This is a genomic window from Gilliamella sp. Pas-s25 (assembly GCF_009795885.1).
Taxonomy (GTDB): Bacteria; Pseudomonadota; Gammaproteobacteria; order Enterobacterales; family Orbaceae; genus Gilliamella.
The window spans coordinates 1-21,632 of record NZ_WTEV01000037.1 but is presented as its reverse complement, the minus strand read 5'-3'; the positions used below and the strand labels follow the sequence as shown (position 1 = coordinate 21,632).

Below are 21,632 nucleotides of genomic sequence, written 5' to 3'. Positions count from 1 at the left end.
CATTTTTTTCATAATTAAATCCCCTTTACTTTTATCATAGAGAATTTTCTACTTTTTTGCTGTACTATTTTAGGGGATAGTTACATTAGGAGAGTGGGGGAACTTAACAGAGTATAGATGGAGTAACTGTAAACACAACTCGCATGACGTCGGATGCTTTAGATGGAATTCCTGGGTAAGTGATTTTCATGCTGATGTTGATCATAATCCTAATAATAATCCGAATTGGAGGCCATTTCATGCTTCGTACTATGTTAATTTAGAATATGGTGGTTTAATAAGTGATTATATTGACCTGACCCCCGACGATGGGTATCCTGATGATGGTGCTGGTTTTGGTGCATTATGTGTTACTCCTTAGTCTTTAGCGCTTAATTATTAATTTTTGCGTTGTAGGAGAATAAAGGATAACAGATAGAAGAAATCCCCCTGCGTAAGCAGGGACTGTGAGTTAGCAACCATGGTGAGCTGTGCGCTATTGTTACTGAATAAAAAGCGCTGTTCTCAAAGCAAAACAACAAAATGGCCCTGTAATTCATCTATTTTCAAAAAAACAAATAAAATCAATTAAATAAAAATCAGTTTTTTATAAATAAAACAGGCTGTTTTTGCACAACATCCCAAGGAAAATACAACCATTAATCGGTTGTTGGAATGTGCCGATAACAGGCAATTGTGATTAAGTTATTGATAGGGTTAATGGCAAGTTTATATCGGTCTGTTTTTAAGCATTTAGAATGGTCAGGTGATGGGTTGTTTGATAACAAAAAAATAATATAAAATCAATAATCTAATGGATGGTTTTTTTTAGCCTATTACCGAACTTTATCATTTTCGTTATTTACAGTTGTTTACAATTCTAACTCTAACCACTACACTAACCCATGTTCTCAACGGGGTGCCCAGTAGGGCTGAGAATGTTAGATAGACTAACGTAACCCGTCGAACCTGAACTGGATCATGCCAGCGGAGGGATTTGAGTTATTGTTCTTGCTCAAACCTTTTGTCTTTTTTGGCTATTTTGGAGGCAAAATGTTTTGTAAAAAATTGTTATTATTTTTGGTCTTTTCTGTTCCTTTCATGGCAAATGCTGCTGATGTAAAGCCTACCTTAACGGTTTATAGTTATAACTCTTTTATTTCAGAGTGGGGACCGGGGCAAGAGATTGAAAAGGGCTTTGAAGCGCTATGCGATTGCCAACTTGAAATTGTTGCATTAGGCGATGGAGTGGCGGTTTTAAATCGAATTCGTCTTGAGGGTGATAGAACCAATGCCGATGTGATCTTAGGGTTAGACAATAACCTTTTAGATCAAGCCAAACAGGCGGGTATTGTTATTCCTCATCAAATTAGTAAGCCCAATAATTTAAATACCGACTGGTGGGATAGTGATTTTATACCTTATGATTTTGGCTATTTTGCCTTTATTTATGATCAGCAAAAGATCAGTAACCCGCCACGCACTATGCATGAATTGGTTGATAATAAAGCCAATTGGAAGATTATTTATGAAGATCCAAGAACCAGTACTCCTGGCTTAGGTTTATTATTTTGGATAAAGAATATATATGGTGATGATGCGGCATCTGCATGGCAAAAAATAGCTAACAATACTGTGACTGTGACCAAAGGTTGGAGCGAAGCTTACGGTCTATTTTTAAAAGGTGAAGCTGATTTTGTGCTGAGTTATAGCACCTCGCCCGTTGCGCATATTATGAATAATAATGATCGTCGTTATGCTGCGGCTATTTTTGACGAAGGTCATTATCGTCAAGTTGAAGTTGCAGGCATCACTAAATACAGTCAGCAACCAGAGCTTGCACGTTCATTTTTGCGATATTTATTAACCCCTGAGGTACAGCGCCAATTTGCTGAAAAAAATTTCATGTATCCGATTATTAATATTCCATTACCTGACGCTTTTCAGCAAATTAAGCCAGTTAATAAAGCGCTTGAGTTTGATGCCAAGCAAGTTGAACAGAATCAAAAAGCGTGGGTACGTGAATGGAAATCCACCATTAGTAAGTAGTTTTATTTAGCCTAATGTTGAAATTAAAAACATTACTTCCTGGTTTTAGCGCTGCAAGCTTTATCTTAATGGTATTAGGCACAGCGCTATGTGCACTTTGCTTGGTCGCTATTAAGTCTAATAATTTAACTGTCTATTTTGATAGTTATTTAATGCATTTGATTTGGATAACAGTATTTCAAGCAACGCTATCGACATTATTATCTATTTTATCGGCAATAGTAATGGCGAAAGCTCTATCAATGGTCAATTTTTGGGGTAAACGGTTATTGTTACGCATAATGCCTATTACCTTTATTTTACCCACCCTTGTTGTGGTAACTGGGCTGCTGTCTGTTTACGGAAAACATGGCTTATTGGCTGGGGTGTTCGATTGTTTGGGATTACCCTTTATTATATCTATTTATGGTTTAAAAGGTATATTACTTGCGCATGTGTTTCTTAATTTTCCGTATGCTTGTTGTTTATTTTACCAAACGTTAAATAACGTACCAGTCGCACACAAACAGTTAGCGACGCAGTTAAATTTTTCGAGTTTTACTTATTTTAAATTGGTTGAATGGCCACTACTACGTCGGCAATTGTTCCCGATGGCATCGCTTATTTTTATGCTTTGTTTTTCGAGTTTTGCCATAGTATTAACGCTTGGTGGTGGACCAAAATATTCCACAATTGAAGTGGCTATTTATCAATCTATTCGTGAGTTTGATTTAATACAAGCTGTATTTTTAGCCTGTTTGCAGTTAATTTGTTGTGTTAGTTTTATGCGGTTGATGCAAAAAACAAATTATAACAAAAAACTTAGTGTGAACTACGTTAGGCAAAATTATTGCGTGCCGGTTTCGTTTTACTTAGTGTTGTTGAGTATGTTGATTATTGTTATTGGTGGTCTATTTATTGTGCTGCCCATCATCACCATACTTATTGAAGGGATTTATTTTTTTAAGTGGTCATTTTTAACGGCAGCTTTTCAACAGGCTGTTATGTTTTCGGTATTAATTGCTTTAGGATCGGCAATGATTGCTATGCTACTTGCTTTATTATTACTTTATACCAACAGCCGCCTACTGATTAACCAGCAAACGCAGTGGAGCAATCGATTAATGTTAGTGGGATCGCTGATTTTAATTATTCCAAGCATGGCACTAGCATCGGGTCTGTTTTTATTGTTATTTCCTTACGCGTATAGTTCTGTGCTTGTGTGTGGCTTAATTATGTTGTGTAATGGCTTAATGGCATTACCTTTTGTATTAAAAAATCTTGCCGCACCAATGTATGATGTGACCGCACGCTACTGGCAATTAACTCAATCACTCAATATTGATGGTTTGTTGCATTTTTATTTGATCGAATACAAAGCGCTAAAAAAATTAATCATTCAGAGCTTTGCTTTTTCAGCCATATTATCATTAGGTGATTTTGGTATTATTGCGTTATTTGGTGGGCAGTCAGTCATTACGTTACCCTACTATTTATATGAGCAAATATCGCATTATTATTATCAAGAAAGTACCGTAACGGCTGCATTATTGTTAATATTATCTTTTAGTTTGTTGGTTGTGATAGATTATGATCGAACTGAATCACATTAATTATCAATATGATAATTTTAAAGTACATTTTGATATTGCTATAGCAGCAAAAGAACGCGTCGTTATTGTTGGGCCTAGCGGTGCAGGTAAAAGTACTTTATTAAATTTAATTGCTGGATTTATTCATCCAAAATCGGGCGATATCATTCTTAATAAACAATACGCAAATAACTTACTTCCTGGCAAACGCCCTGTATCAATGTTGTTTCAAGATAACAATTTATTTAGTCACTTAACCGTTGAACAAAATATTGCTTTAGGGCTTAAGCCGTCTTTAAAGTTAACGGTAGCTGAGCAACAGACTATTTGTGACATTTTAATTCAAGTAGGACTGGATGGATTTGGCAAACGATATCCAGAACAGTTATCAGGTGGGCAACGCCAGCGAGTGGCACTTGCGCGTTGTTTAATTCAGCATCGACCTATTTTATTATTGGATGAGCCTTTTTCAGCGCTTGATCAAGCTTTACGTTATGAAATGCTAGCGCTAGTTAATCAAATTTGTGATAAGTTTAATTTAACATTAATGATGATATCGCATTACCTTGATGATTCGCTCAGTTACTTTTCGCGTTGTTTGGTTGTGGATAATGGGCAGATTGTTTTTAATGGTCTGCCAAAACAACTAAAACAACCTGAAAATAGTCACATTGCCAAAATGTTGGGGTTTAATTTTCAATAAATAGTCGTTGTTAAGGGCTAAATAAAGGTCTTTACCTGTCTATTTATCTATTATTCATCTAAATTAATTCACGATTATTCTTTGTTGATAACTTGTTATTTAAATTAAAATTCTTATGTCTTAAGGTTTTATTAATCTATTTTGTGTAGATTATTTTTATTAATTAATAACAAACTTAGTTAATATCTATGCAAAACACCAAAGCAAATCGTTGTTTTAGTCTATCAGCACTTATCTTTAATATTCTATTTTTTACTTATTTTTCTAGTGCGTTGCAATTGTATATTTTCCTTTCTGGTCATTCTAATGTCATTGGATTGCGTGATTCTATTATTTATAGTTTGATTTGGCTTATTCCTGTTTTAATTTTTCCTCACTATACCCGAAGGATTGCAACTGTTTTTGGGATGATTGTGGGCAGTTTGTCTTTGATTTCTGTCGGATATTTTATTATTTATCGACAGGAATTTTCGCAAAGTGTCTTTTTTATTATGGCGGAATCAAACTTTGCTGAGTCTAGTGAGTTTATTCAGCAATATTTGAGCATTAAATTAGTTGTGATTTTGATTATTTATAGCTTGGTTGGGATTTTTCTGTGGACTAAAGTAAAACCAGTTTATGTCAAAAGCTATACTAAATGGATTGTATCAATGTTAATTGTGATTTATGCCATTATGCCGGTGTTTATTAGTGTCACAATAAAAAAATCAGCTATCAAGAAAGCGGGATCGCACCTGCTAACACGTATGGAAACAACCGTACCATGGCAATTGCTTAATAGTTATTTAGCCTATCGTTCACAATTATCAAATATGGAAGATATTTTAAACCATTTGCAAACATTACCACCGTTAGAAAACTTAAAAGATGTCAATAGTAATACCCCAAGAACGTTAGTGCTAGTAATAGGTGAATCAACAACACGCAATAGAATGGGAATTTATGGCTATGGGCGGGATACTACACCACAAATTGAGCAGTTTAAAAAAGATAATCCGAATTTTGTGGTATTTAATGATGTGATTTCATCAAGACCTTATACCATTGAAATTTTACAACAAGCATTAACTTTTGCTGATGAACAGCACCCAGATTTATATTTAAAAACGCCGTCTTTAATCCATTTAATGAAACAAGCAGGTTATAAAACGTTTTGGATCACCAATCAGCAAACAATGACCCGCCGTAATACGATGTTAACGATGTTTTCTCAGCAAACGGATGAACAGTTTTATATGAATAACGATCGTAATCAAAGTGCAAGGCGATATGATGAGTCTGTTTTTGAACCATTTAAAAAAGTGTTGAATGATCCAAGTGAGAAGAAATTCATTGTTATTCATTTGCTAGGCACGCATATGAAATACGCGTTCCGTTACCCAAAAGATGGTGCGCATGATCGTTTTAAAGATAAAACAGGCATTACATTTAATATCGATGACGATAAAGTCGATGTGTATAATACTTATGATAATGCCATAAGTTATAACGATTATATTACGACAACACTTTTTAATATTTTTAAAGATAGCCAAGAAAATGGCTTTATGTTGTACTTTTCAGATCATGGCGAAGATGTTTATCAAACCCCTCCACACAATATCTTAGGGCGAAACGAAAAAGCACCAAATCGTACCATGTATACCGTGCCATTTATGCTGTGGCAATCACCAACATGGGTGGCAACGCATCCGAATCATTATCAACATTATGTGGATCGCAAATTTAGTACGCAAGATTTGATTCACACATGGTCTGATTTAGCAGGGTTAAGCTATAACTTATACGTTCCTGAAAAAAGTATTGTTAATCCTAATTTTCATCAATCAACGCGCTGGATTGGTGACCCTTATGATAAAAATGGTTTAATTGATTTCGATAAATTGGCTAAGTAACCGCAAAGATTATTTACACAACAGTTTAAGGTATGATATTGTATATTTATACAGTTGTATTTTAAGTGTCGTAAATCCGTTTATGCGAAAAATTATTCATGTGGATATGGATTGTTTTTATGCCGCCGTTGAAATGAGAGACAATCCCCGTTATCGCAATCTGCCTATTGCAGTAGGCGGCGATCCGCGTAAACGCGGTGTGGTTGCCACTGCCAATTATTTAGCTCGTCAATATGGTATACACAGTGCTATGTCAATGGCACAAGCTATTAAACTGTGCCCTAATCTTAAAATTATACCTGGTAGGCATGCGGTGTATAAAGAAGTGTCAAAACAGATCCACCAAATTTTTAGGCGTTATACTGACTCTATTGAGGCGCTATCGCTCGATGAGGCTTATCTTGATGTGACCGATTGCAAGCTTTGTTATGGTTCGGCTACCTTGATTGCTCAAGATATCCGCCAAGCTATTTATAACGAACTTGAATTAACCGCATCGGCTGGTGTTGCTCCACTTAAGTTTCTTGCCAAGATAGCTTCAGATATGAACAAACCTAATGGCCAATATGTGATAACTCCCGATGAAGTAGACGGCTTTATTGAGGGGCTTCCCTTAAAAAAAATTCCGGGAGTGGGTAAAGTCACTGAAAAAAAACTAGCACAATTAGGGCTATTTACATGTAATGATGTTGTTAATTATGATGTTTCTAAATTACTCACTCAATTTGGTAAGTTTGGGCGAATATTATATGAAAGATGTCAAGGTATTGATGAGCGCGAAGTGTGTAACGACAGGCAACGTAAATCGGTTGGGGTAGAGCGTACCTTAACTGACGATATTTATAGTTGGGATGAGTGTTTATTGCAGTTTGACCCATTATTTGAAGAAATGGAAAAAAGGTTAAGTAAAGTGCGTGCTGATTTGTCGATCGCTCGGCAGGGTGTCAAATTTAAGTTTGACGATTTTCAGCTGACAACACAAGAACATGTATGGTCTAAATTAGATAAAGCCGATTTGATTGAACAAGCGCATAAAGTTTGGTTAGAACGACGTAATGGTCGTGGTGTTCGGTTAATTGGTTTTCATGTAACGTTAATTGATCCACAAGTTGAAAAACAGTTAATTTTTCCGTTTTAGTTTTTTTTCATTATAAAAAATGAGGATGCAGGCAAAACCTTAATGCATCCTCGTAATAAAATTTCTGTTAACTGTTAATTATGATTTTAAACTTGCACCGTTGGTGCTAATCACTTGTTTATACCACTCAAATGAATCTTTTTTATAACGCTTCATGCTACCGTTACCGGCATTGTCACGGTCAACATAAATCACGCCATAACGTTTTTTCATTTCACCAGTAGTGAATGATACGACATCAATAATCCCCCATGCGGTATAGCCAATCACATCAACGCCATCATAATCCATCGCGGTTTGCATGGCTTTAATGTGTGCACCTAGATATTCAATACGTGGTTTGTCGTGCACTTGATTGCCATTTTCAAGTTCATCAATTGCACCAAAACCATTTTCCACAATAAACAGTGGTAATTGATAACGATCATACAAACGATTGAGTGTATAACGTAAACCTTCAGGGTCAATTGGCCAGCCCCAATCACTGCTTTTAATATAAGGATTTTCAACTGCATTGGGTAGTGCACCGTTAACGATGTTATCGCGATGATCATTTTTGGCATCCGCTTTTACAACCGTTGACATATAGTAGCTAAAACCAATGTAATCAACGGTACCTTGTTTTAAGTAAGTCAGATCTTCATCGGTGATATCTAGCTTATAGCCTTCACGTTCAAACTCTTTTAAAGCATAAGCAGGGTAATAACCACGAACGTGAACATCAGGGAAGAAGAAGCGTTGATGCATAGCAATTTCTGATGCCATCATATCTTCAGGATTACAAGAATATGGATAAATTGGCACATGTGACACCATACAACCAATTTGAAAATCTGGATTGATTTTTTTACCAGCAATCACTGCCTTAGCACTGGCTAATAGTTCATAGTGAGCAACTTGGTACAGGACTTCTTGCGGATTTTCGCCCGGTTTAACTTGTACGCCCGAGTTAGTCCAAAAGAAGATAGGGTTACTGGTATCCATTTGATTGTTGATTTCGTTAAATGTCATCCAGTATTTGACTTTATTTTTATAACGCTCAAAACATGCAGTGGCAAAACGTTCAAAAAATTCAACTGTTTTACGGTTTCTAAAACCACCATACTGGCGCGCAATGTGTAGTGGCATTTCAAAATGCGATAAGGTGATAACAGGTTCAATGCCGTGCGCAATTAATTCATCAAAAACGTTATCATAAAAGCGAAGTCCTTCTTCGTTTGGTTCAAGCTCATCACCTTTTGGAAAAATTCGAGTCCAGGCGATCGAGGTGCGCAAACATTTAAGACCTAATTCGGCAAATAGTTTGATATCGTCTTTATAGTGATGATAAAAATCAATTGCAGTATGATTTGGATAAAATTTACCTGCTTCGATATCTTGGGTGATTTGTCTTGCAACGCCATGCGCACCTGCAGTCATAACATCAACCACGCTTGGTCCTTTACCGCCTTCGTTCCAGCCACCTTCAAATTGGTGAGCGGCTAAAGCACCGCCCCATAAAAATGGTTTTTTAGTCATTTTTGATTCCTTGTTATTGCTTAATTTTAAATATGATATCATCAACTGTTACTTCTGTTTTATCGGTTAATGAAATGAATTGGTATTGATCGGTATTAACAATAATAATTGGGGTAATTAACGGGTAGCCAGCTTGCTTGATTGCCTCAGGATTGAAGCTGATTAGTAAATCACCTTTTTTCACTTTTTGGTGTAATTCAACGTGATATGCAAACTCATTATTGGTTAAATTAACCGTATCAATCCCCACATGAATTAGTAACTCAACGCCGTTATCTAATGTTAACCCAATGGCATGTTTAGAATTTTCAAATACCGCAGTTACCTCGGCATCAAAAGGCGCATAAACGTGATTATCAGTAGGTTCAATTGCAATCCCTTCACCCATCAGTTTTTGTGAAAAAGCAGGATCGGGCACTTCACTTAATGGTAAAGCATGACCTGTCATTGGGCTTGTAATGTCAACTTCATCAAGAAGAATTTTAGGGTTATCATCTTCGATATTGATATTTTCTTGTTTATTAACTGTATCTTGTAAGGTTTCGCCTGTGCCCAGAATTTGGATTAAAACTACCGGTCCAAAAAAAGCAATAAGCGCACCAATTAAGACACCCATAAATGACCCTGGATTATTAGGACTAATCGCATTGACGATAGTTAAAGGACCTGGCAAACCTGCATAAGCAACATAGTGAGGTGCAAAAAATCCAGCCACAATACCACCACAAGCAGCCGAGATACAACCATAAATAAATGGCTTTTTAAAACGTAAGTTAACGCCATAAATAGCAGGTTCGGTGATACCAAATAAGCCAGTGATAAAAGCGGATAACGAAACGCCTTTCATCTCTTGTGTTTTGGTTTTTAAATAAAAACCAAATGCCGCCCCGACTTGACCAATAACGGCAATAGTTTGAAACGCTTGGAAAGAGTCTTGACCATACTGTTTAAAGTTTTCAACGATAACAGGTGTGATCCCCCAATGCACGCCAAAAATAACAAAGACTTGCCACACCGCTCCGATAATCCCACCAGCTATTGAAGGTGCTAGACTGACAAACCAATTATAGCCATTGGCAATGTATTGTGCACCATTTGCGGTTAATGGACCAACAACAAGTAATGTTAAAGGTACCATAATGACAAGACTAAACAATGGCAATAGAACCGGTTTTATAATGCTGTGTAAGCGAGGTTCTAAAAAACGCTCTAAATAAGAGAGTAACCAAACTAAAAACAGTGGTGGTAAAACGGTTGAGGCATAGGTGGTTTTCGATAGCGCAATGCCAAATAGATCAATTTCTTGCCCCTCGCTTATTAGTTTTGCAAACTCAGTCCATGTCGGTGATAGTAGTGCTGCACAGCAAGCAACTGCGATATAAAGGTTGCAACGGAAATGCTGTGAAGCGGTAATGGCAATAAAGATAGGTAAAAAGACAAAAGGGGCCCAAGAGATGAAATTGAATACCTCAAAGGTGCCAGTTTTTTCTAATTCAGGGCATGCCAATTTAAGTAAAATCAAGATGCCTTGTAAAATCCCTGATGCCGCTAAAATATAAACAAAAGGGGCAAATACGGCAGACATGGTTGCAATGATGCGATTTAATATGTTGCTATCATTTCCTGCTTCAACTTTATTGTCAATATTAACTAGTTGAGTAAAAGCGTTATAAACTTTATCAACATGCGTACCAATAACCACTTGGATTTGACCGCCTTTTTCAACAACAGTAATCACACCCGGCAATTTAGCAATGTTCTCTTTTGCGTGATCTGGTGTATGTTGGGTAACAAGGCGAAGACGCGTTGCACAGCGAGAAACGGTGACAATATTCTTTTCACCGCCTAATTCATTTAAAATATCAACGGCTAGTTTGTTATAATCTCTAATTTTTGATGACATCCATAATACTCCTAAAAGCAATTTAGTAAGGTTATCTTATAGACAATTTCAAAATTGTTAATGACCAATTATATTGTTTGTGATCTAGATCGACTTTTTATATCATTTAATTTAAAAGTTAACCTAATCTGTATAAAATAATAGTTAAATTACTTATTCAATAAAAAGATATATAAATGATTAAATATCAAGATGTTGCCAAAAAAATTAAACAGATGATTTATCAGCAGCAATTAGCTAAAGGCACTCAACTTGCCAATATTGAAGGATTGATTAATCAGTATCAGGTAAGTCGTAGCACAATTATTAAAGCGCTCAATTGTCTGGAACGACAAGGTGTTATTTATCAAGTGCAAGGCAGTGGCATTTTTGTTCGTGAACGCAAAAAAAGAGGCTACCTCAATTTTTTACAAAGTCATGGTTTTACCGTTGATTTAGAAGATGTTTATGGCTCATCGACAGTTTTTAATGTCGATATTATCAAGCCCTGTTCCAAAGTGAAAGAGAATCTACAATGCGATGATCAGGAAGAAGTTTATTTTATTAAACGACTACGTTACGTTGAAGGCAAATTATATGGCTTAGAGCAGTCATACTATCGCAAAAAACTCATTTGTTATTTAAATAAAGAGATCGTTGAAAATTCAATTTTCAATTATATTCAAGAAAATTATAATATTAATATTGGTTTTTCTGATAAATATATGCAAGTAATAAAGCTTGATGCTGAAATGGCGCAATATTTAGGACTGCAAGCCGGTGAGCCAGCACTTTGTGTTGAAGAAATATTTTATACTTCATCAGGTGAACCTTTTGATTTTTCAAAAATCATTTATCATTATGAACATGCAAGATTTTGCATACAAAATCACTCAAAGTAAGTTTGAATGATAAATTATTAGGAAGATGAATAAGAAATCGATCATTCATCTTCCTTTAATTATTAGCGAATTTAACTGTTAACAATTAAATTTCACTACCAACACCCTTAAACTTTTCAACCAGTGCGGCGATCTTTTCAAAGACTCGGTTTTTTTTAATTAAATATTGGGGATTCAGTGGGCTCATTTTTGGTAAAATCTCATTTAACTCTGTGCCGTTTTCGGTTGCATATTTTCGCTTTAATGATGATGCAATATAGCGTTTTGTGGCTGCTTCATTTAAATTTTCCTCTTCAATTAAGGAATTAAGCTCTACCTGTAACTCTTGCTGTGCATACAAGAAAAACGCATCAATAATCGAGGCTTTATCTGGAATAGCATCAAGATCAGTTTGTTTTATAAACTCTACAACTAGCTCTTCTTTAGCGCGATTTTCTAAGCTTGATCGAATTAATCGCTGAGCATCTTCGACAATGTCTTGTTTGGTTTTTTCTTGCTTATTTTGTTCATAAATTAACTCAAGAATATAATCCAGATTGATCTCTTGCGATTTTAGTAGATCTATTTCAAAAACTACATCATCCCAGTCAACCCTTTGTTGATCTTGTTGATTGGCTTCTTTTTCTCGGCGTAGCCAATCACGAATATCATTATAAGTTGAACGATAATTTTGAATTGCGCGATCAGTCGGTAGCTTAACTGCTTGCATTTTTTGCAGATCTTCATCAGTCACATAATGCTTGTTTTTAAACGCTAAAACCGCTTGCTCATCAGTCATATCTAATTGTTGGAAATCTTTTAATGCAACAAATTCATCATAATTTTGTAATATATTATCAGCACGTAGGTACTCACCAAATAATTTAACAAACTCTTTTTTATCTTTGTCAGTAATAATTTCGTCAGGACGTGGGAATTTGTCTTGCAATTCAGCAACAATAGCTAAATAGCCATGGTGCAATTCGCCTGAGTTTTTATCAGTAAATCCTTCCATGTATTCCTTAAAGCTTTTTTCTAACACCACTTCACGAGTATTGCTTTTACCAAATGTTTTTATCGCATCAATGGTAGCTTGTTCTAAATCACGGAACGCCACAATATTGCCAAAGGTTTTAGTGGCATTATAGATACGATTGGTGCGTGAAAAGGCTTGAATTAAGCCATGATATCGCAGGTTTTTATCGACAAATAACGTATTGAGCGTTGGCGCATCAAAGCCAGTTAAGAACATGCCAACGACAATTAATAGATCGACTTCTTGATTTTTTACTTTTAAAGACAGATCACGATAATAGTTTTGAAACTGATCGCAACTAACATCAAAGTTAGTTTTAAACATCTGATTATAATCTGCTATCGCAGCAGCTAAAAACTCTTTAGCGCTTTGATTTAAGGCATCGGTTTCAAAACTTTCATCGGCAAAATTACCCTGTGCATCTTGTTCTTCATTGGCAGAATAAGAAAATATGGTGGCTATTTTTAATGGCTGATTGGCATTTTTTTGTAATTTTTTGAATGATTCATAATAGAGTTTAGCCGCATCGACACTACTTACTGCAAACATGGCATTAAACCCTTTACCTTTGCCCATTAAGCGGTGGGTTTTTTGTTTAAAATTATTCAGAATATATTGTGTGATTTGCTCAATACGGTTTGGGTGGAGCAGTGCTTTTTTATTTTCAGCAGCGCTAAGTTTTTCAAGATTTTGTTCTTGCTCTATCGATTTAAAATTAGGGCGCACATCATTATAGTCAACTTTAAATTTTAGTACCTTTTCGTCACGAATGGCATCGGTTAATACATAAGCGTGCAGTTCACGACCAAAAACATCTGCCGTGGTTTGTGTTCCTTGCGCGTTATCAAACATAATCGGCGTGCCAGTAAAACCAAATTGGTAATACTTTTTAAATTTACGCTTTAAGTTTTTTTGAGCTTCGCCAAACTGGGAGCGGTGCGCTTCGTCAAAAATAAATACCACATGTTTATCATAGATAGCTAAACTATCGTCGCTTTTCATTAAATTATTAAGCTTTTGAATCGTTGTGACAATAATTTTATTATCGGTTTTCTCAATATTGCGTTTAAGTCCAGCGGTACTATTTGAGCCATTGACACTATCTTTTGAAAATTTTTGATACTCTTTCATGGTTTGATAATCCAGATCTTTACGATCCACCACAAAAAAGACTTTATCAATAAATTCCAGTTCGGTGGCTAACCGCGCCGTTTTAAAACTGGTTAATGTTTTGCCTGATCCTGTTGTGTGCCAAATAAAACCGCCACTTTGTAAGCTACTCCACTTTTTGGCATGATAAGCGCTAATGATTTGCCACAATATACGCTCGGTGGCGGCAATTTGGTAAGGGCGCATAATTAACAATGTGTCATTCACATCAAGCACCGAATAAGTCAGTAACACATTTAACAGCGTTCGGCTGGCAAAAAAGGTAGCAGTAAAGTCTTTTAGATCTTTTATCGGTTCATTTTTAACATTTGCCCAATTCATTGTAAAATCAAAGCTGTTTTTATCGCGCTTAGTGGTGTTAGCAAAATAGCGGGTGTCGGTGCCATTTGAGATAACAAACAGTTGTAAATATTTAAACAGTGAATTGTCTTGATTAAAACTCTCTTTACTGTAGCGATGCACTTGATTAAAGGCCTCACGAATGGCAATACCCCGCTTTTTTAATTCAACTTGCACAAGGGGCAAGCCATTCACTAAAATCGTCACATCATAACGATTTGCATAATTGCCAGTTTGCTGAAATTGACGGATAACTTGTAATTTATTATTGGTGACATCTTTTTTATCTAACAGCTTGATATTTTGGATATGACCATCATCAAAAACAAAATCATAAATATGATCGTGGTGGATTTTGCGACTTTTATCGATCATCGATTCATTGGGTTTATCTAAATACTCTAATACAAAACGTCGCCATTCATCATCAGTAAATTGCATTTTATTGAGTGTTTGTAATTGCTCGCGAATATTGGCTAATAACTTTGCATGCGTATTTAAATTCGGTAAATATTCATAGCCTTGTCGAGTTAAATCATGAATAAATTCGTTTTCTAAATCCGTTTCAGTCTGATAAACAGCTGCTGTCTCTTCTAGCTTGTTGTAGTTATCTAAAATAATATAGCTATTGGTTTCGGCAATTGGTTTTGTATAAGTCGTCATATTCTATTCCAGTTATTTAAAATTATAATTTTCGAGTAAATGATTAAGTAAAAAGGCAACAATCTGCTTTTCAGGTTCAGAAGGTTCGGAAACCATTTCATTAGATAAGGTTGAATGGCTGGTAAAATTGATAATCCGTGTTAAGTAAAGTTTTTTATCGCCAGGCAATAAGTCTGACCATTGCGGATAGCCTAAAAAACTGGCGGTTTTTTCATATAAGTTACGTAATAGGGTAAAATGATATTTTTCAATTTTATTTTCCTTAACCGCTTCTTGCAGCAACTGTTTTAAATAAAGATGATAGGAAAAACTACGGTTTGAATCGCCTTTTTTCTCTTCTAATGCAAATTTACCGTCCTCAAATCGTCTTAAAATATAACTATCTTTTGAAGTTAATTCATTATAAAGCACATTATAAAACAGCGGGTTATGGGTCGTAATAATAAATTTAATGTCAGATTCACAGGATGTGATTAATTGGGCAATATCTACCGCCAATTGGATAAGGTGATTTTCGTCCAATGAACTGACGGGATCATCAATAAAAATATAGCGTAAATGGTCAAATTCATTAGTCGAGCGTTCGCTTTTGTCAGTAATATTGCGCTCTGCGATAACTAAGTTAATCAGTGTAAAAAAAATACTCCAAATTAAATTGTTTTCTTCGCCTTTAGAGATTTTAATATTATCAATACGCTGATCATTATCTCCTGCTAGCGAAAAAGTAATAGCAGAAAAATCCTCGTTGAAATGTGGCAGTAATCTTTGATAAGTATAGGATTGAAAGTAACGAACAATATTTTGGTCTTGTCCTTGGTCTTTTAAAATCCAGTCAGTAAATGAGTTAGGTTGAATGATTAATTGATGTTCACCCTCTTGGTGTTTATCATTATTCCAAGCAAATAAATCCTCAGTAAAAGCGTTATAGTACAGGATATTGTGCCTTGTTAAGGCTGCATTATTCTCTTTATCATCTTTACACTGCGATATAATTAAATTCTTAAAGGCTTGAGATAAACGTGTTTTACCAGTGCCGTTAAAGGCATAGATTAATTGGACTTTTCTATTGTTTTTATCCAGCTTTTCAGCAATATTCCTTAATGTGGCATTCATTTTTTTATAACTCTATCTTATTATTCTTGCACTTTCGGAAAGTCTAATAATAAATTCCGATAATATTCATATTGTTTTTGGCGTAAGGCAATCTCACGCGGTAAACCCTCGGTGATTGAGTTGGTGAGGGCATCTAATTTGTCTAAGATTTGGACAATACGAGCTTGTTCCTTGAGTGGGGGAATGGGTAAGCGATATTTAAGAATAGCTTCTTTATTTCCTCGTGGCATTTTTGCGCCTTTGGCATGTTGCATATTGTATTCAAAAAAATTATCATCCGCTAAGACATGATATAAATACTTGTGAATTAATAGATTATTCTTCAAACGTATGACTAGAACATCACCATTAGTTCCTCCAGAATAATCTGCCTGCCAAATTTTTTTTAAATATGGACGAATATTTCCAATTAAAATATCATCAGTAAGATATTCTGTAAAATTTCCTTCTTTAGGAACATGATTTGAATCAGTTTTTCCTGCTCGATTTTGTAATAAATTATCAACACCTACATAATTTTTTTCATTAAGCTTAGCAAAGCTAATACGAGTATTTGAATAATGAGCTACTTCTCCTAATGTCTTCCACTCAACCTCATCTTCTTTAAAGGTCAACAATTTATCACGATAATAGTTGTATTGTTTTTGCCGTGCAGTAAGCTCTGCTGTGAGCTCTGCTGTGAGCTCTGCTGTGAGGGCTGTAAATGTGTCTAAAATACGGACGATTTCGGTTTGAACGTGTAGAGGGGGGATGGGGATTGGAAACTCTTTAAAACCTTTCATATCTACCGATGCAAAACTTGATTTTGTAATGTTTTTCTTGCACCAATCACTTAATAAAAAGCAATAGTAAAAAAGAAACTTAATATCAAATGTTTCTTGGTATTGAACATTTAAACTTAAATTGGTAAATCTTTGGTTAGATAAATATGGAACAGTAATTAAAGCATGCTCACCTATTGTTGCAGATGTAGCTATTATAATTGAATTTGCAGGAAATAACTTTCCTCCTTTTATAGCACATTGGTTAATTTGTTGAAAAGCATGATTAAGTATTTTTCCATTTTCACGGATATCTTCCATCCTAAACCAAGGAATATTACCGTCTTCCCAATATTCTTCTTTCGCTTTACTTGGGGTATAGCCATTTTTTAAAGTAAAAATATCCGCAACAGTTTTCCATTCCACAGCGGAATTCCTAAGTAGCTTTTTCATAATGCTAGAGTTCATCCCTCAATCTCCGCCACAATTGCGTCAATTTGGCAACGTAAGCTATCAATTTTAGCTACCGTATCTTTTATTTCGGCATTAAGCTGGGTGATATCAATCACTTCACGGGTATCTTCGGCTTCAACATACGAACTGACTGATAGATTATAGTCATTTTGCGCAATGGTTTGATTATCGACCGATTTAGCAAAATATTCGATATCTTGCTTGCTATCAAATACTTGCATAATTTCTTGAATATGATCATCCGTGAGGACATTATTATTGGTCTCTTTTTTAAACAGTTTGCTGGCATCAATAAATTGTGTCGTTTTGATGGTTTTATTTTTGGCAAGTACCAAAATATTAACCGCAATCGATGTTCCATAAAATAAGTTGGGTGCGAGCGAGATTACGGTTTCAACAAAATCATTATCGACCAAATATTTGCGAATTTTTTGTTCCGCACCACCACGATAAAATATCCCCGGAAAGGTAACAATTGCAGCTCGTCCACACTCGGACAGATAACTTAGTGCGTGCATAATAAAGGCAAAATCGGCTTTCGATTTTGGTGCTAGTACGCCAGCAGGTGCATATCGGTCATCATTAATTAAGGTTGGATCGTCACTGCCAATCCATTTAATTGAATAGGGTGGATTAGAAACGATTGCATCAAATAGCTTTTCGTCGCCAAATTTTGGATTAAGTAGCGTGTCGCCTAAAGCTATTTCGAATTTATCATAGTTGATATTGTGTAAAAACATATTCATTCGAGCAAGGTTATAGGTGGTGTGATTAATCTCTTGACCAAAGAATCCATCCTCAATAATATGCTCATCAAACTGTTTTTTCGCTTGTAACAATAAAGAGCCCGAACCTGCGGCTGGGTCATAGATTTTATTGACCTTTGTTTGCTTGTGTAAGGCTAATTGTGAGATTAGTTTCGACACATTTGGTGGCGTAAAAAATTCACCACCAGATTTACCAGCATTCGAGGCATAATTAGAGATCAAAAACTCATAAGCATCGCCAAACAGATCGATTTGATTGTCGGCAAAATCACCAAAATCCAGTTCAGCAACACCATTAAGTACCGCCGCTAACCGTTTGTTTTTATCGGCAACGGTATTACCTAATCGGTTACTGGTAGTATCAAAATCCGCAAATAATCCTTTAATATCGCTTTCTGACGGGTAACCATTAGCTGAGCTTTCAATCGCATTAAAAATATTGGCCAAATCAGTATTTAAACTTGAATTGGTATTGGCTTGAGCTACAATTTTACAAAATAATTGGCTAGGATAAATAAAATAGCCTTTGGTTTTTATTGCGTCTTTTTTAACTTCATCGGTAATGACATCATCGGATAATGTGCTGTAATCGATACCTTCTTCACCACCTTCAATATAATTGGCAAAATTTTCACTAATAAATCGGTAAAATAATGAACCTAAAACATATTGCTTAAAATCCCAACCATCAACAGCACCGCGGACCTCGTCGGCAATTTTCCATATTTGGCGTTGTAGTTGATCGCGTTGTTGCGTTCCGGACATTGATTGGGCGTTATTAGAAGTCATATTTTCAAAATTCCTAAATAAAAAATAGGTATTGCCTAATAAAAAAGTAACCGATTTTTACTTCTTTATTAGTCATTTTATCGCTAACTGTTATAGGTGCTATATCATAGCTGATTTGTTGTTATTTTTCTATCTGCGGGCTTTTTTATTGCTTGATTTTGAATAAATCTAAGGTTAATAATTTCTTCCATTTTTCACATATCAAAAAAACATCGATCTGGTCGCGCTCCTTGATTCTATTGCTGATTGAAAGTTGTTGATGAACATCATCCAATATCTTTTAAGAAAGATAGAAAATAAGTTAATTGATATAGGCTATTTTTCTATTTATAGGTAGATAAAATTCGAAAACGCTTAACGCTATTTTTAAGGTTTTTATTAAAAATCTAAGCAAATTGGTCTTTTGAGTTTTAGGTTTAGGTAGTACTACGTCATAATAAAGTCCAAAAACTAAAAACTAAAAACTAAAACCCTTTTTTTTGCCATATTTTAAAAATAAATAAAATCAAATAATTAAAAACTTCCTTCAAAAAAGGGTTTTTAAAGTCTAAATAGCTATTTGCCTTTTTACATACAATATTGATAGTATATTAACTTCTAGTTCACTGCCGTGTAGGCAGTTTAGAAATAGACCAATACTTGATGACATAATCGGTTTGAGTTCACTGCCGTGTAGGCAGTTTAGAAAGTTATATAAGACTGGGTCGAATAAGCTAAACTGTTCACTGCCGTGTAGGCAGTTTAGAAAGCAAGATGATCATCAAAATTATTAGCAATAGCGTTCACTGCCGTGTAGGCAGTTTAGAAATTATCTTCAACAACTCTATTGTTATATTTTATGTTCACTGCCGTGTAGGCAGTTTAGAAAGGTAGTGTTGGCTCACAGGCGCTGGGGAACGTGTTCACTGCCGTGTAGGCAGTTTAGAAAATTAGCTAATTCCTCTAGCTCGTCAATGATGCGTTCACTGCCGTGTAGGCAGTTTAGAAAAGCACGCAAATAAAGATTACCGACATATGTTAGTTCACTGCCGTGTAGGCAGTTTAGAAAAAACCGCCTCGACATCATCACAAAAATGATTAGTTCACTGCCGTGTAGGCAGTTTTAATTAATCACGAAACGGTATAGACTCCTGAATATTTTTTACAAAAATATAGCCTAAAACGTGACAGTTGTGTAACTACTTCATAATGGGCATACAACTTAGTAAAAAATTATGCTGCTTGTTTTTGTGTTGGATATGCAATGGGCATCATGTTAGTTAACGCTTAATTAGTTTTTTGGGTGTTATCAATGGTTGGATGACTGACCATAACATGTTTAGCCAAATTAATGACGGTTATTTTTTCTAGGGTATTATCGCCATAGCACTTGTTGATGATACGGCGATAATTTTGTTTTATGAATATTCATTACAGTCGTTTTTTAACTACTGTAACCGACGCGAGTGATTTCTACCATTAAATTAATAGGGTATTTTTAATATCTTCAATTGTTTTTGTGCCAGCTAGTTGCATGGTGATAGACAGCTCTTTATTAAGATGATCAAAGACTGATTTTACTCCCTCAGCGCCACCTAAATTCAGACCATAAAGAATGGGGCGTCCAATAGCAACAAGATCAGCGCCACTTGCCAATGCTTTAAATACATGTTCGCCACGTCGTACACCGCTGTCAAAAATGATAGGAACACGTTTGGCAACAGTAGCTGCAATACTAGGCAATACCTCAAATGATGCAGGAGCACCATCTAATTGTCGCCCACCATGATTTGATATCCAAATCGCATCAGCTTTGGCTGCTATTGCAATTGATGCATCTTCAGGTGATTGAATTCCTTTTACAATAACAGGTAAATTTGCCATGGCTTTAATTTTTTGAATATCAGAAGGAACGATACCTTGTTTTGCTGCGGCATAAATTTCGCTAATGCCTTTACCTGAACCATCGCCATTACCGTTTGATTGACTGTAAGCACTGAGATTTTTCATAGGAAGTGGAAATTGAAATTTATTAACGATATCTTCTTCGCGATAACCACCTAACGTTGAATCAACTGTTAAAATGATTGCTTTTGCGCCTGCTTTAACCGCTTTATCAATAATAAAACGGTTAAAATCATCATCTTTACTCATATAGAGTTGAAAAAAATACGGTACATTAGGCGCGGCATTTGCGGCATCTTCAATAGATGTATTGGCATAAGTACTAATACAGAAAATAGAACCTGCTGCAGCGACGCCTTTAGCGGTGTCCTTTTCGCCTTGTTCATGAGCCAATCCTTGGGCTGCTGACGGTGCTTGAATAATGGGTGTTTTTAATGAGATATCCCACAATTTTGTTGATAAATCTGCGTGATCAATACCTTGTAATACTCGAGGAACGATTTTTTTGCGATTAAACGATAAGGTATTTTCTCGCATTGTCCATTCGTCTTCGGCACCACCACGGATATAACCAAACGCCCCAGCCTCCATTCTTGCTTTAACTAATGCTTCTAAGGAAGCAATATTAACGATCTCTATAGCGTGTTCTTCATTACTTGTATGGTATGACATGGTTCGCTCCTAATTATGAGAGTTAATACAACAGTACGGTTATACCACAGCTATTTTTTATTTAAAATTAAATAAAAATCATTTTTGACAAAATAGCACTTTTTTATATTCATCTTTGTAGGCGCTTGGTTAAGTACAGATCATACTCTGAAATATAAAGAAAATAGCAATGTGGTTATTTGGATTTTTTAGTTTGTTGTAAAGAGATTCAATAAAAAGCTTATTTTTTGCTAAACAAAAAAATAAACCTCGATATTATTCGAGGTTTCAGATTGATGACAAAGAACTCGCTTTTTGGCGAGTTCTTTGATCTAATAGAGAAGAGTCCATGATAAGAGGAATTCTTCT

At 35.4% G+C, this 21,632-nt stretch carries 13 protein-coding genes, 1 CRISPR repeat array and 1 riboswitch; of the genes, 6 read left to right on the top strand and 7 right to left on the bottom strand.

The features are described from left to right. Positions 1–884: 884 nt before the first annotated feature. Positions 885–993: riboswitch (TPP riboswitch) on the top strand. A 39-nt stretch (positions 994–1,032) separates the two neighbouring features. The 5 genes from thiB to dinB all read left to right on the top strand — a co-directional run bounded on the left by thiB (position 1,033) and on the right by dinB (position 7,335). Continuing rightward, positions 1,033–2,028: a thiamine ABC transporter substrate binding subunit gene (thiB, locus tag GQ593_RS12140; RefSeq protein ID WP_160432268.1), complete on the top strand. Its 996-nt coding sequence runs from the start codon at positions 1,033–1,035 to the stop codon at positions 2,026–2,028. 14 nt (positions 2,029–2,042) lie between these two features. Continuing rightward, positions 2,043–3,620, top strand: a complete 1,578-nt coding sequence (thiP, locus tag GQ593_RS12135) for a thiamine/thiamine pyrophosphate ABC transporter permease (RefSeq protein WP_160432267.1) — start codon at positions 2,043–2,045, stop codon at positions 3,618–3,620. Next, positions 3,598–4,302: a thiamine ABC transporter ATP-binding protein ThiQ gene (thiQ, locus tag GQ593_RS12130; protein WP_160432266.1), complete on the top strand. Its 705-nt coding sequence runs from the start codon at positions 3,598–3,600 to the stop codon at positions 4,300–4,302. The genes thiP and thiQ overlap by 23 nt, the downstream gene beginning before the upstream one ends. Before the next feature lie 188 nt (positions 4,303–4,490). Then, positions 4,491–6,197, top strand: coding sequence for a phosphoethanolamine transferase CptA (cptA, locus tag GQ593_RS12125; RefSeq protein ID WP_160432265.1), 1,707 nt, complete (start codon positions 4,491–4,493; stop codon positions 6,195–6,197). 82 nt (positions 6,198–6,279) lie between these two features. Next, positions 6,280–7,335 carry a DNA polymerase IV gene (dinB, locus tag GQ593_RS12120; protein ID WP_160432264.1) on the top strand — a complete coding sequence of 352 codons (1,056 nt, stop codon included), beginning with the start codon at positions 6,280–6,282 and terminating at the stop codon, positions 7,333–7,335. 78 nt (positions 7,336–7,413) lie between these two features. On the opposite strand, the gene GQ593_RS12115 is transcribed toward dinB, so the two are convergent. Together GQ593_RS12115 and GQ593_RS12110 are read right to left on the bottom strand one after the other, a co-directional pair. Then, positions 7,414–8,853: a 6-phospho-beta-glucosidase gene (locus tag GQ593_RS12115; protein ID WP_160432263.1), complete on the bottom strand. Its 1,440-nt coding sequence runs from the start codon at positions 8,851–8,853 to the stop codon at positions 7,414–7,416. Between the two features lie 13 nt (positions 8,854–8,866). Beyond that, positions 8,867–10,756, bottom strand: a complete 1,890-nt coding sequence (locus GQ593_RS12110) for a glucose PTS transporter subunit IIA (RefSeq protein WP_160432262.1) — start codon at positions 10,754–10,756, stop codon at positions 8,867–8,869. A gap of 176 nt (positions 10,757–10,932) precedes the next feature. Here GQ593_RS12110 and GQ593_RS12105 point away from each other — a divergent pair, with 176 nt between their 5' ends. Beyond that, positions 10,933–11,637, top strand: a complete 705-nt coding sequence (locus GQ593_RS12105) for a GntR family transcriptional regulator (protein WP_160432261.1) — start codon at positions 10,933–10,935, stop codon at positions 11,635–11,637. Positions 11,638–11,722: 85 nt separating this feature from the next. Here GQ593_RS12105 and GQ593_RS12100 read toward each other — a convergent pair whose 3' ends face one another. From GQ593_RS12100 to GQ593_RS12080, 5 genes are all read right to left on the bottom strand, one after another. After that, positions 11,723–14,824: a type I restriction endonuclease subunit R gene (locus tag GQ593_RS12100; RefSeq protein WP_160432260.1), complete on the bottom strand. Its 3,102-nt coding sequence runs from the start codon at positions 14,822–14,824 to the stop codon at positions 11,723–11,725. A gap of 12 nt (positions 14,825–14,836) precedes the next feature. Beyond that, entirely contained in the window at positions 14,837–15,937 is a 1,101-nt protein-coding gene (locus tag GQ593_RS12095; RefSeq protein ID WP_160432259.1) for an AAA family ATPase, read from the bottom strand. Between the two features lie 20 nt (positions 15,938–15,957). Then, positions 15,958–17,166 (bottom strand): restriction endonuclease subunit S, encoded by a 1,209-nt coding sequence (locus GQ593_RS12090; protein ID WP_160432258.1) that lies wholly within the window; start codon positions 17,164–17,166, stop codon positions 15,958–15,960. Next, complete coding sequence (locus GQ593_RS12085) at positions 17,163–18,704, bottom strand: type I restriction-modification system subunit M (RefSeq protein WP_160432269.1); 1,542 nt, start codon at positions 18,702–18,704, stop codon at positions 17,163–17,165. Before GQ593_RS12085 ends, GQ593_RS12090 begins: the two co-directional genes overlap by 4 nt. Before the next feature lie 624 nt (positions 18,705–19,328). Then, a CRISPR array of direct repeats spans positions 19,329–19,836; the repeat unit is 28 nt; unit sequence GTTCACTGCCGTGTAGGCAGTTTAGAAA. 350 nt (positions 19,837–20,186) lie between these two features. Continuing rightward, positions 20,187–21,284, bottom strand: coding sequence for a lactate oxidase (locus tag GQ593_RS12080; RefSeq protein ID WP_160432257.1), 1,098 nt, complete (start codon positions 21,282–21,284; stop codon positions 20,187–20,189). Between the last annotated feature and the right edge of the window lie 348 nt (positions 21,285–21,632).

Coding starts and splice junctions, on each gene's coding strand:
- dinB (WP_160432264.1), top strand. CDS start 6,280: ATGCGAAAAATTATTCATGTGGATATGGATTGTTTTTATGCCGCCGTT.
- GQ593_RS12115 (WP_160432263.1), bottom strand. CDS start 8,853: ATGACTAAAAAACCATTTTTATGGGGCGGTGCTTTAGCCGCTCACCAA.
- GQ593_RS12085 (WP_160432269.1), bottom strand. CDS start 18,704: ATGTCCGGAACGCAACAACGCGATCAACTACAACGCCAAATATGGAAA.
- GQ593_RS12105 (WP_160432261.1), top strand. CDS start 10,933: ATGATTAAATATCAAGATGTTGCCAAAAAAATTAAACAGATGATTTAT.
- GQ593_RS12095 (WP_160432259.1), bottom strand. CDS start 15,937: ATGAATGCCACATTAAGGAATATTGCTGAAAAGCTGGATAAAAACAAT.
- GQ593_RS12110 (WP_160432262.1), bottom strand. CDS start 10,756: ATGTCATCAAAAATTAGAGATTATAACAAACTAGCCGTTGATATTTTA.
- GQ593_RS12080 (WP_160432257.1), bottom strand. CDS start 21,284: ATGTCATACCATACAAGTAATGAAGAACACGCTATAGAGATCGTTAAT.
- GQ593_RS12090 (WP_160432258.1), bottom strand. CDS start 17,166: ATGAACTCTAGCATTATGAAAAAGCTACTTAGGAATTCCGCTGTGGAA.
- cptA (WP_160432265.1), top strand. CDS start 4,491: ATGCAAAACACCAAAGCAAATCGTTGTTTTAGTCTATCAGCACTTATC.
- thiP (WP_160432267.1), top strand. CDS start 2,043: ATGTTGAAATTAAAAACATTACTTCCTGGTTTTAGCGCTGCAAGCTTT.
- thiB (WP_160432268.1), top strand. CDS start 1,033: ATGTTTTGTAAAAAATTGTTATTATTTTTGGTCTTTTCTGTTCCTTTC.
- thiQ (WP_160432266.1), top strand. CDS start 3,598: ATGATCGAACTGAATCACATTAATTATCAATATGATAATTTTAAAGTA.
- GQ593_RS12100 (WP_160432260.1), bottom strand. CDS start 14,824: ATGACGACTTATACAAAACCAATTGCCGAAACCAATAGCTATATTATT.